This is a genomic window from Aequorivita sediminis, from assembly GCF_032080575.2.
Classification (GTDB): domain Bacteria; phylum Bacteroidota; class Bacteroidia; order Flavobacteriales; family Flavobacteriaceae; genus Aequorivita; species Aequorivita sediminis.
The window spans coordinates 152,084-163,366 of the sequence record NZ_JAVLSO020000005.1 but is presented as its reverse complement, the minus strand read 5'-3'; the positions used below and the strand labels follow the sequence as shown (position 1 = coordinate 163,366).

12 protein-coding genes are annotated in these 11,283 nt (G+C 34.3%); 8 read left to right on the top strand and 4 right to left on the bottom strand.

Annotated features, from left to right (window positions below):
- From RT250_RS10230 to RT250_RS10200, 7 genes are all read left to right on the top strand, one after another.
- Positions 1 to 1,237, top strand: a 1,237-nt coding sequence (locus tag RT250_RS10230) for a DUF7507 domain-containing protein (RefSeq protein WP_313114590.1), incomplete at its 5' end; no start/stop codon positions are given.
- A gap of 52 nt (positions 1,238 to 1,289) precedes the next feature.
- The gene (locus RT250_RS10225; protein WP_313114589.1) at positions 1,290 to 2,237 is read left to right on the top strand and encodes a PorP/SprF family type IX secretion system membrane protein; all 948 of its coding nucleotides are present in this window, start codon (positions 1,290 to 1,292) and stop codon (positions 2,235 to 2,237) included.
- Between the two features lie 12 nt (positions 2,238 to 2,249).
- Complete coding sequence (locus RT250_RS10220; RefSeq protein ID WP_313114587.1) at positions 2,250 to 4,190, top strand: OmpA family protein; 1,941 nt, start codon at positions 2,250 to 2,252, stop codon at positions 4,188 to 4,190.
- A gap of 107 nt (positions 4,191 to 4,297) precedes the next feature.
- Positions 4,298 to 4,816 (top strand): isopentenyl-diphosphate Delta-isomerase, encoded by a 519-nt coding sequence (gene idi / locus RT250_RS10215; RefSeq protein WP_313114586.1) that lies wholly within the window; start codon positions 4,298 to 4,300, stop codon positions 4,814 to 4,816.
- A complete protein-coding gene (locus RT250_RS10210) occupies positions 4,813 to 5,223 on the top strand; it encodes a 6-pyruvoyl trahydropterin synthase family protein (RefSeq protein WP_313114584.1) in 411 nt (136 codons plus the stop codon). Before idi ends, RT250_RS10210 begins: the two co-directional genes overlap by 4 nt.
- Positions 5,223 to 6,200, top strand: a complete 978-nt coding sequence (locus RT250_RS10205) for a type I phosphomannose isomerase catalytic subunit (protein ID WP_313114583.1) — start codon at positions 5,223 to 5,225, stop codon at positions 6,198 to 6,200. The genes RT250_RS10210 and RT250_RS10205 overlap by 1 nt, the downstream gene beginning before the upstream one ends.
- A 65-nt stretch (positions 6,201 to 6,265) precedes the next feature.
- Positions 6,266 to 6,532 carry a hypothetical protein gene (locus RT250_RS10200; RefSeq protein WP_139856126.1) on the top strand — a complete coding sequence of 89 codons (267 nt, stop codon included), beginning with the start codon at positions 6,266 to 6,268 and terminating at the stop codon, positions 6,530 to 6,532.
- On the opposite strand, the gene RT250_RS10195 is transcribed toward RT250_RS10200, so the two are convergent.
- The 3 genes from RT250_RS10195 to RT250_RS10185 all read right to left on the bottom strand — a co-directional run bounded on the left by RT250_RS10195 (position 6,527) and on the right by RT250_RS10185 (position 9,807).
- Entirely contained in the window at positions 6,527 to 7,246 is a 720-nt protein-coding gene (locus RT250_RS10195; protein WP_313114581.1) for a DUF4369 domain-containing protein, read from the bottom strand. The two genes, RT250_RS10200 and RT250_RS10195, sit on opposite strands and share 6 nt — an antisense overlap.
- A gap of 189 nt (positions 7,247 to 7,435) precedes the next feature.
- Positions 7,436 to 8,773 (bottom strand): DUF819 family protein, encoded by a 1,338-nt coding sequence (locus tag RT250_RS10190; protein ID WP_313114594.1) that lies wholly within the window; start codon positions 8,771 to 8,773, stop codon positions 7,436 to 7,438.
- Between the two features lie 107 nt (positions 8,774 to 8,880).
- A complete protein-coding gene (locus RT250_RS10185; RefSeq protein ID WP_313114580.1) occupies positions 8,881 to 9,807 on the bottom strand; it encodes an alpha/beta hydrolase in 927 nt (308 codons plus the stop codon).
- Positions 9,808 to 9,994: 187 nt separating this feature from the next.
- On the opposite strand from RT250_RS10185, the gene RT250_RS10180 reads away from it, so the two are divergent.
- On the top strand, positions 9,995 to 10,774 hold the full coding sequence (locus RT250_RS10180) for a S1/P1 nuclease (RefSeq protein ID WP_313114579.1): 780 nt from the start codon (positions 9,995 to 9,997) through the stop codon (positions 10,772 to 10,774).
- A 126-nt stretch (positions 10,775 to 10,900) separates the two neighbouring features.
- On the opposite strand, the gene RT250_RS10175 is transcribed toward RT250_RS10180, so the two are convergent.
- A complete protein-coding gene (locus RT250_RS10175; protein WP_313114577.1) occupies positions 10,901 to 11,251 on the bottom strand; it encodes a DoxX family protein in 351 nt (116 codons plus the stop codon).
- Between the last annotated feature and the right edge of the window lie 32 nt (positions 11,252 to 11,283).

Below are 11,283 nucleotides of genomic sequence, written 5' to 3'. Positions count from 1 at the left end.
TGGAGAGTTAGATGTAACTGAAACTTGGATTTACGAAGCGAGCTACACAATCACCCAAGCAGATATTGATGCTGGGGAAGTAGTAAACCAAGCGACTGCTACTGGAACAGCTCCAGACCAAACTGAAGTAAGTGATGATTCAGGAACAGCTATTGATAATGACGATCCAATAATCATTACACTTTGTCAGAATGCATCCATTGCTGTAATTAAAGTTGGAATTCCAGTGGATGAGAACAATGATGGATGTGGAGGAGTAGATGAAACCATTTTGTATACATTTAGTGTGAAAAACACTGGAAACGTTTCATTAACCAATGTAATTATCACAGATCCGTTAGTAAACGTTTCTGGTGGTCCGATTGATTTAGCCGCAGGAGAAGAAGATGTAACTACGTTTACTGCAACCTACTTTATAACGCAAACTGATGTTGATGCTGGATTTATAGAAAACCAAGCTTTAGCAGAGGGTATTGCGCCAGCAGGAAACATTGTTTCAGACCTTTCAGATCATACTAGTTATTTAGAGGATAATCCTACAATAACTTCACTATGTAACAATCCATCGATTTCATTAGAGAAATCAGGAGTATTTAATGATGAAAACGGAGATGGTGCGTCTGATGTTGGAGAAACCATTAGCTACTCTTTTGTAGTGACTAATACAGGAGATGTTACACTTTATAACGTTACTATATCAGATCCGCTACCAGGAATTGTAATGTCCGGTGGTCCAATAGAAGTATTACAACCAGGAGAAGTGGATAGCACAACATTCACTGCTACTTATTCAATAACGCAACAAGATATTGATAATGGAGAGGTTGTAAACCTTGCTACCGTAAATGGTGAGGATAATGCAGGTAACACTGTAGAAGATGACGCCGAAGCAATTGTTATTCTTCCAGATGTATTAGGAGTTGTATTTGAGATATTCAATGGTATTACACCAAATGGAGATGGTATGAACGACTTCTTTTGGATAAGAGGAATTAATGATTACCCAAATAATAATGTTAAAATATTCAACAGATGGGGGGTATTGGTTTACGAAACAGATGGTTATGGACAGGGTGAAGACGATAGCATAAATACTTTTAGAGGTATTTCAGAAGGTCGTGTTACTGTTCAGGAAGATAAGGAGTTACCAACCGGAACTTACTTCTATATTCTTACTTTCCAAGGTGAGAACCCTGGTAAGGATACTTATACTGGATACTTATATATAAATAGATAGAAAAATCAAATATTCCTGGGAGCATATCTCCCAGGATTAAAAATACATAACTATGAAACACAGTTATCTAACACTAATAATTTTGATTTTACTTGGCACGTTTTCAAGTAATGCTCAGCAGGACCCACAATACACGCAGTATATGTATAATACGCAGGTGGTTAACCCTGCCTATGCAGGAAATCGTGAAGCTTTAAGTTTTGGTCTTCTGTATAGGACTCAATGGGTTAATTTTGGTGATGGTGCACCTAATACAGGTACATTTACTGTAAATTCTCCAATGGGTGAAAATATGGGAATTGGACTTTCAATTGTTAATGATAGAATTGGTCCCGCTGTTGAAACGAATTTCAATATCGATTATTCGTATTCGATTAATACCTCAGAGAGCGCTAAGTTATCATTCGGTCTTAAAGCAGGTTTAGACATTTTAGATGTAGATTTTTCTAAATTGAATTTACCACGCGATGTTTATTCTGATCCTTATTTTGAACAAAATAATATAGATAATAAGCTTCAACCACAAATTGGTGCTGGTATATATTTTAATACTGATAAGTTTTATGCAGGGTTATCAGTTCCCAATTTTTTAACTACTAAGCATTTTGATAAAGGTAGCATAGCCAATACTACAGTTGAAACAACCGCTTCCGAGCGTATGCATTATTTTTTAATTGCTGGGTATGTATTTGATATTAGTGATAATTTAAAGTTTAAACCAGCAACCTTAGTTAAAATGGTAAATGGCTCGCCTTTACAAGCAGATGTTTCTGCCAACTTCTTATTGTATGACAAGCTTACCCTTGGTGCCGCTTATCGATGGAGTGCTGCTATGAGCGCAATGGTAGGTTTTCAAGCTTCAGATGCAATATTTATCGGCTTTGGATATGATTATCAAACAACAGATATAGAAACATATAGTGATGGTTCCTATGAAGTAATGCTTCGTTTCGATATATTTAATAGACCAGAAAGAGTGTTAACCCCAAGATTCTTCTAAAAAATACTGACTATGAATACAATATTACGTAACATATTTATTTTAGCCTTTATAGTTCTTTCAATGGGAAGCACTATAGGGCAGGTAAAAGATGTAAAAAGGGCAAATAAAGAATTTGACAAGTATGCTTATATCGATGCACGACAAATCTATCTAAAAGTAGTTGAAGATGGATACGAATCTGCTCAGATATACGAAAATTTAGGAGATACCTATTATTTTAATGGAGATTATACCAACGCAGCAAAATGGTACGAAAAATTAGTGACTACATTTCCAGATGACACTGAGCCTAAATACTTTTATAGAGCTGCCCAATCCTTAAAGAGTCTTGGTGAACACGATAAGAGTCGTGAGCTGTTAGAAGCTTATACTGCAAAAGGTGGAACTGGTTTTGTGATAAAAACTTACGATGAGGACACAGATTATTTAAAGAGTACAGTTTTTAAATCTCGACAGTTTGTAATCGAGATGTCTCCAATAAGCTCAGGAACATCAGATTTTGGCCCAACTTTTTATATGAAGGATAAATTGGTTTATGCATCTGCAGCCAATGCAACAGGTTTAAATGTAGATCAATGGACCCAAGAGCCTTATTTAGATTTGTTTATAGCTAATAGAGATGAAGATGGATTGTTAAGTAATCCAAGGCCGTTAGGAGGAGATGTAAATACTCAATATCACGAATCTACTGCAGCTTTTACAAAAGATGGTAAAACCATCTACTTTACTCGAAATAGTTATATAGATGGACAAAAAGAGCTGGATAAGTCTAAAAAACATAAAACTCTAAGACTGAGCCTTTTTAAAGCCGAGAAAACGGGTGAGAATACATGGACTAATGTGGTAGAATTACCTTTTAACAATAAAGCGTATTCAATAGCGCATCCTGCTTTAAGTCCGGATGGCAAAAGATTATATTTTTCATCTGATATGCCAGGTACGCTAGGTATGTCTGACCTTTGGTATGTAGACATTTTAGAAAATGGTTCCTATGGTACACCAATTAACTTAGGCCCTGAAATAAATACAGAAGGAAGAGAATCTTTTCCTTTTGTAAGCGATAAAAACAACCTTTATTTCTCTAGTGATGGTCGGTCTGGTTTAGGAGGTTATGATGTTTTTGTTTCATCAATAGATGATGAAGGAAATCTAGAAAGTCCAACAAATTTAGGAGCACCTACAAATAGTGCAAAAGACGACTTCGGGTTTATTATAGATGAAGAATCTAAAATAGGATATCTATCTTCTAATAGAGATGGAGATCGCGGAAGTGTTGATGATAATATCTACCTAGTACGGGAAAGTTGTACTATTTTAATAGAAGGAACAGTGTTCGATGCTGAAACAAAAGAGATGTTAGCTGGTGCCAGCGTTTCCTTATTAGATGAAAATAATGAGCTTGTAACTCAAACAACTGCTGATGAGAATGGTGTTTATAATTTTGATGCAGATTGTGGGAAGCAGTTTACAGTTAGAGGAATTATGGAAGGATATAATCCACATGAAGAAATTGTTGAAACTCCTGAACTTGCAGGAACTATCAATGTGCCACTACCATTATTTAGCAAAGGACCTTGTGCGCCCAACGATTTAGGATGTAGATTAAACTTACAGCCAATCTATTTCGATTTTGATAAATCGTATATACGTCCAGATGCCGAAATAGAATTAGCTAAAATTCTTGCTGCCTTACGAGAGTATCCAGAGATTGTTATACATATAGAATCTCACACCGATTCACGTGGAAGTGACGCATATAACGAAGGATTATCTGAGCGTCGTGCCCAATCTACACTTAACTGGCTAATTTCAAAAGGAATTGATAAAAGTAGATTAACTGCCAAAGGCTATGGTGAATCGCAATTGGTTAATGAATGTGAGAATGGAGTCCCTTGTAGTGCTGAGAAACATCAATTAAATAGAAGATCTATGTTTATCATAAAGAACTAACTCGACTAAATTAAATTCCATAAAAGCGTTTAATACTTTGTATTGAACGCTTTTTGCTTTTTATACAGCTACTGTTTTCGTATTTTTGAGCCAAAACTAAGTTTTTAATGGAAGAAGAAAAAGTAATACTTGTCGATGAGAACGATCAGAAGATTGGTTTAATGCCAAAAATGGAAGCCCATGAAAAGGGTTTGCTTCATAGAGCTTTTTCAGTTTTTGTATTTAATTCAAAAAATGAATTAATGTTACAACAACGTGCATTGCATAAATACCATACTCCTGGACTTTGGGCAAATACATGCTGCAGTCATCAACGCGATGGCGAGTCTTCCATAGACGCTGGAATGAGAAGACTTTCTGAGGAGATGGGTTTTACCACAGACTTAAAGGAAACCACAACTTTTATTTATAAAGCTCCTTTTGATAATGGTCTAACTGAACACGAGTTTGACCATATTCTAATAGGGAAATATGAAGGAGAACCCGACATAAATCCTGATGAAGTAGCCGACTGGAAATGGATGAGTTTAGAAGAAGTTAAAAAGGATATTCAAGCAAATCCAGACATTTATACAGCTTGGTTTAAAATTATATTCGATAAATTTTATCAACATCTTGTTGTATGAGTTTAACTGTTTTTAGAAAAGCACACTTTAATGCTGCTCATAGATTATTTAATAAGAAATGGGATGATGCTAAAAATTTTCAGGTTTTTGGAAAATGTAGCAACCCAAACTATCATGGGCATAACTATGAATTGGAGGTAGGCGTAACAGGTGAAATAGACCCTGAAACAGGTTTTTTAATAGATCTTTCCGTTTTAAGGGATATAATAAAAGAAGAAGTTGAAGACGCTTTAGACCATAAAAACCTTAATGTAGAAGTTCCTGAATTCAAAAATCTAAATCCTACGGTAGAAAATATAGCAATAGTAATTTGGAACAAATTAAGAAAAAGACTGGATTCTAAATTCGCTATTACAATAAAATTATACGAAACCCCACGCAACTTTGTTGTTTACAACGGAAATTAATGATTACAATTTCTAATCTATACCCTTTAAAATTTGAACCTATTCTTAAAGAAAAAGTATGGGGTGGCAATAAGCTGAAAGAAATCTTCAATAAAGATGCCGATGAATATATAGGTGAAAGTTGGGAGATTTCTGGGGTAGATGAAAGTGTTTCCATAGTTGTAAATGGAAGTTTAAAAGGGAAAAGCCTTAACTGGTTATTAGAGGCTTATAAAGAAAAGTTAGTAGGTGCAGCTGTTTATAAAAATTACCGAAACACTTTTCCTTTACTGTTTAAGTTTATTGATGCTCGTGAAGATCTTTCAGTACAGGTTCACCCAGACGATATACTTGCCAAGGAAAGACACGATTCATTAGGTAAAACCGAAATGTGGTATATTTTGGATGTTGAGAAGGATTCAAGATTGATTATAGGTTTCAATGGTGAAATTGATGAGGCCAAGTATTTAAAAGCGCTTTCTGAAAAGAAAGTCACAGAAGTTTTAAAAACTGAATCTGTAAAAAAAGGTGATGCCTTTATTTTAAAACCTGGAACGGTTCACGCCATTGGCGCAGGAATACTTTTGGCCGAAATTCAACAGACCTCAGATAATACTTATAGAATTTACGATTGGGATAGACCGGACATTAATGGAGAAATGCGTGAATTGCATACCGATCTCGCAATAGATGCAATTGATTTTTCATCAGAAAATTCAAGACAGACCTATAAAACTAAAATGAACACCCCTCTAGAAATTGGTGTCACTGAGTTTTTTACAGTTAATAAATTAGACCTATCAAAAGATTATCTTCGTGATTTAAAAAGCATTCCATCCTTTACTGTATATATGTGTTTAGAAGGTGAAGCTGCTATAGAAACTAATGGTTATACCGAAACAATTAGTAAAGGAGAAACCATTTTGATACCTGCCCAATTACCTGAAATAAAATTTATTACAAATTCAGTAAGCTTTTTAGAAGTGTACATAGCTTAATTGTTCGTATCTTTGCACCCAATTATTTAGAATACAACAAAAACAATTAAAGTAAGAACAATTCAATGGCAAACGTTAGAGATTTAAAAAAAGACATAAACTACGTATTAGGTGATATTATTGGTGCAGTTAGTATTTGGGAATTAACCAATGCAGAAAAAGACAATAAAAAATCACAAGGTATTATAGACGAGGCTATCACAACTTTTGACGAGTTAATCGCGAAAGTAAACCAAAAAGATGTTGACAATAAAAAACAACATTTTACTGCTGTAAAAGCTGAGCTAGAAGAAAGAGGTAGAAAATTAATCGACCAAATTAACGCGCTATAATATAGTATCTATTTTTTTACGATTTACAATAAATGACTCCAATTCTTTACCGTATTTGGAGTCTTTTATTTTTGGGGTAAGAGCATTATAAACGGTGTCTAAATACTTGATATTTGCATCGTAAACTTCACTTAATACAAGGTAAGGAGCAAGTTCCAATTCCTTATGGTTTAGGGCAAAATTTATAGTTGCAAAATATTTGCTAGAATGTAAAGCCCGCTGTTTGTCCTCAATTTTTGCTCTAGAAGTTTCACTTGCGTTATTCTTCAGTTTTAATCTTTCTTCTATTAAACTTAGATTTTTAATTACGTATCTGTTTTTTAATTTAAGATAATCTCTATACGCCTTATCATTTTCTGAACCGGTAACAACTGCAGCACTTCCAAAGTTCTTTAAGTTAGTAGTGATATTAATATCGCTATTCTCAGCAAAAAAAGTGATACGGTCATCTTTTAAAGTTCCGTCTTTTAGTCTAACATATAAATAGTAAACTTCTGGACTTTCAACTTTATCTGAAAACTTAAAGTTAGAATTACCATCTACAATCACCGAATCTATTGTAACTAGAACTGTATCTTCAAATTTCTGAAACAATATTATTCCTTTTTTAAGCCCTTTTACAGTACCAGTTATATTCATTACTTCTGTATCCTTGGTTTCATTACAGCTAACAAGTGATACAAGTACAATTGCAATTAATAGAAAATAACGCATTTTAATTATTTAAAGATGATTTTATGTTAAAGTAGCTTTGTTTTACGAGCCTGCAAATATGACTATTTTTTTTTAAAAATAATCGTTGAAAATAATGGATTTGACTTTTCTTTATTCACAATTAAATCTTCAAAAATTATCCAATGATCTGTTTACTTCAAATGAAAAATACAATTGTAATACTTGTATTTAAGCAGCTGAAGCTAACTGCATAAGTACAGTACATAAAATTGCGGCTACCGTTCCCACAGCGTATCCAAATACGGCTAGAAGAACTCCAACCGTTGCTAGTGAAGGGTGAAAGGCAGAAGCCACAATGGGAGCAGATGCAGCACCTCCAACATTCGCCTGACTACCTACAGCCAAGAAGAAGTAAGGCGCACGAATTAGTTTTGCTGTTAAAATCATTAGTCCCGCATGAACCGCCATCCATACTAATCCGATAACTATTAACCATAAATTATCGAAGATGAGAGTTAAGTCCATTTTCATTCCAATACTGGCAACTAATATGTAAATAAATACACTACCAAATTTACTAGCGCCTGCACCTTCATAAGTTCTGGCTTTTGTAAACGATAGCAGAACACCAATTATAGTGGTTATGGTAATCATCCAAAAGAAACTAGAATCTAAAAATGTAAAAATATTTCTTGTTATCCCTTTTGGCATTTCACTCACTACAGAAGTAAAAAATTCACTTAAGAAGTTAGCTCCAAAATGTGCGATACTAACAGTTCCAAATGCGATTGCTGCAAGAACCATTAAATCGGTAAGTGAAGGGTTGCGATCAACTTTTTTAGCGTAATCGGTAACCTTTTCTTTTAAACTTTCAATGGCAGATGTGTCTGCTTTTAACCATTTGTCAATTTTAGCAGATTTTCCAATTCCAAAGAGAATAATTGCCATCCAAATGTTTGCGACTACGATATCAACGAATACCATTCCGCCATAGAGCTTTTGGTTGTAACCATAAATTTCAAGCATCGCCGTTTGGTTTGCACCACCACCAATCCAACTACCTGCTAGTGTTGAAAGTCCGCGCCATACTGCATCTGCTCCTTCGCCGCCCACTGCTTCTGGGTGAATAGACCCTACGATTAACACGGCTAAAGGCCCACCGATAACAATTCCTATGGTTCCCGCAAAGAACATAATTAAAGCCTTTGGACCTAAATTAAGAACTCCTTTTAAGTCAATACTTAATGTCATTAATACTAAGGCTGCAGGTAATAAATACCTACTAGACATATAATATAAACTTGTTTTTCCTGTGGTAGCCTCTCCGGTTTCAGAAATTGTTGTCCACTCTGGTGATATAATACCTGAAGTTGTTAATAAAGCTGGAAGGAAATACGCCATAAAAAGCGCAGGAACTACACCGTAGAATTTTTTCCAAAAACCATCTTCGCGTGAAGAAGTATAAAAAATGAAACCTAAGGCTATCATTAAAATTCCAAAAACGATTGTGTCGTTTGTAAAAAGGGGAGTAGTGTCCTTAATAATTTCGGTAGCTGTATCTTGCATCACGGGTAGTTTTGGCGCAAAATACATATTTAATTTAAATTTTTAGAACTCTAATTTCAGAATTATGAGGTGTATGAATTTTATAATAACCTAATTTTCTTGATATCCTATTTATTAATGAATCCACTTATCGTTTCCACTAACTCTGGCATAATAGGCAGATTATAAATGTTATAGGTTTTGCTATTTTCTAAATCATTACCTTCAACTTCCTTAAGGATATGATTCATATTTTCAATAATTTTATATTCAGCGTCTGGCTTTGCTTCTTTTAGTAATTCGGCTTCCGATACTAAAACTTGAATATCTTTAGTTCCGTTAATGATTAAAACTGGAATATCCAGTTTTGCAATTTCTTCTTTTGGGTTAAAAGCCATCCAACTTCCAATAAATGGTTGAATTTCTTTTCTGAAAATTGAAGCTAATCCTGGATTGTAATTATTAGCAACTCCAGTTACGCGAAGATCATCAAAGGCATCACGAGCACTATCTGCCAATCCTGGAGCTTGTTTGGTTAGTTGAGAAACAATTACGTCGTCTATAGATTGTCCTGCTCCTGCAACAGATATAAAGCCATCTGCACCATTTTGCGCTGTAACCATCCCCACTAAGGAACCTTGACTATGCCCAATGATATAAATTTTTGAAAATTCGTTATTGTTTTTGAAATAATTCAGAATAGCATCAGCATCCTTTATAAAATCGCTGAATCGAATGTTTTTTTCATCAATATTGCGCATTTTCATTTGCTTTACAATTCGTTTGTCGTATCGAAAAGTAGCAATTCCTTTATCGTAAAGCGCCTCAGCTAGGAATTTCAATGAATTGTTCTCCATCATTTGCTGGTTTCCATTTCTATCTGTTGGACCACTTCCTGCAATTATAATTGCCAATGGAATTTTTTCTTCCGAATTTGGAGTTAATAAGGTTCCATCTATAAGTGGAGTAATCCGTAAATCTTCAGCATTAAATTTTTTAGTTTGGGCAGATATCAAACTACTAAAAAGCAGGAATACAATAAATATGTTTTTCATTTTATCTAAAATTATAACGTTGAAACTCAACCTTGCTAAGATAACACAAATTGAATTCTCTTATTCCTTTAACAAACCATTTCTTGAAATATTGTATCAAGAAATTTGCGATTATGAAACATTTAATCAGTTTTAAGATTATAATTATTTAAGATGCTATCTTTGCATTCCTAAATTTTAAAATATCATGAATAAGCTTATCATAATTACTACTTTCTTTCTGTTTTGTTTGTCTACCGTTTTTGCATCTGAAGACTTCGGAAAAACGGGTCATAGAGCAGTAGGTGAAATCGCCCAAAAACATTTGAGTGAAACAGCCAAAAATCAAATTTTTGAGTTGTTAAAAGGTCAATCCTTAGCTTTAGTTTCTAATCATGGAGATGATATTAAAAGTGATAGAGCTTATGATTCTTATGGTCCTTGGCATTATGTGAGCTTTCCATTTGGCGAAAAATATGATGAATATCCAAAAAGTGAAAAAGGGGATATCATTCAGGCTATTGAAACATGCATCGCTGTATTGAAGGACGATAAAAGTACTAAAGAAGATAAAGTTTTTCATTTAAAATTACTAGTTCACTTTATAGGAGATTTACACCAACCGCTTCATATTGGTTTAGCTGAAGATAAGGGGGGAAATGACTTCCAAGTACGTTGGTTTAAAAATGGAACTAACCTGCATAAAGTATGGGATACCAAAATGATAGATTCATATAAGATGTCTTATACTGAGTTAGCTTCAAATATAGATGTTCTTAATGAAGAAGAAATTGAAGCAATTAAAAGTGGTTCGGTAAGAGATTGGATGTACGAAAGCCGTGAGCTTTGTGAGGATATCTATGCCAATACTGAGGTTGGACAAAAGCTAAGCTACGGGTATATGTATAAATATATGGAAACTGTACGTTTCCAACTTCAAAAAGGAGGAATCCGATTAGCTGGATTATTAAATGAGATTTTTGGCTAGTCGATAGTGTTTTATTAGTGAGAGGTGTGTAGGGACGGTCGTTGCTTCTCTGTATTTTTAACTTTCTAAAGCGAATCAATCTAACTCTCTGTTATCTATTGTATTGTGATCTAAAGTTAGTATTTATTAAGTATATAAATACGCCCAATAAATTAATCCTAGTTGCAAGGGAAATCTAACGATTAGAGCCCATTTTGGTAGCTTCATAGAAGCTTTTTTATCCTGCAACATATAGATATGTACTGGTATAAATGCAATTAATAATATTATTATACCCCAAGCCGCCATTTCTTGACTGTTTTGATTCATTAGCATAAATCCTAAAAGCATTTCGGCTACTCCACTAAGCATAACCATGGTGCTATGCGCAGGAATATATGGTGGCATAATGCGTTCATACAATTTTGGTTTTCTAAAGTGGTTCATTCCAGCGAGTACAAGCAGTACTCCCATTAAATATTGATGCCAAGGTAACATAGTTCTATATTTGAGTTTTAAATGTAGGGCTT

Excerpts from the sequence above, each read along its gene's own strand:
- RT250_RS10225 (WP_313114589.1), top strand. The coding sequence starts at position 1,290 with ATGAAACACAGTTATCTAACACTAATAATTTTGATTTTACTTGGCACG.
- RT250_RS10220 (WP_313114587.1), top strand. The coding sequence starts at position 2,250 with ATGAATACAATATTACGTAACATATTTATTTTAGCCTTTATAGTTCTT.
- idi (WP_313114586.1), top strand. The coding sequence starts at position 4,298 with ATGGAAGAAGAAAAAGTAATACTTGTCGATGAGAACGATCAGAAGATT.
- RT250_RS10210 (WP_313114584.1), top strand. The coding sequence starts at position 4,813 with ATGAGTTTAACTGTTTTTAGAAAAGCACACTTTAATGCTGCTCATAGA.
- RT250_RS10205 (WP_313114583.1), top strand. The coding sequence starts at position 5,223 with ATGATTACAATTTCTAATCTATACCCTTTAAAATTTGAACCTATTCTT.
- RT250_RS10200 (WP_139856126.1), top strand. The coding sequence starts at position 6,266 with ATGGCAAACGTTAGAGATTTAAAAAAAGACATAAACTACGTATTAGGT.
- RT250_RS10195 (WP_313114581.1), bottom strand. The coding sequence starts at position 7,246 with ATGCGTTATTTTCTATTAATTGCAATTGTACTTGTATCACTTGTTAGC.
- RT250_RS10190 (WP_313114594.1), bottom strand. The coding sequence starts at position 8,773 with ATGCAAGATACAGCTACCGAAATTATTAAGGACACTACTCCCCTTTTT.
- RT250_RS10185 (WP_313114580.1), bottom strand. The coding sequence starts at position 9,807 with ATGAAAAACATATTTATTGTATTCCTGCTTTTTAGTAGTTTGATATCT.
- RT250_RS10180 (WP_313114579.1), top strand. The coding sequence starts at position 9,995 with ATGAATAAGCTTATCATAATTACTACTTTCTTTCTGTTTTGTTTGTCT.
- RT250_RS10175 (WP_313114577.1), bottom strand. The coding sequence starts at position 11,251 with ATGTTACCTTGGCATCAATATTTAATGGGAGTACTGCTTGTACTCGCT.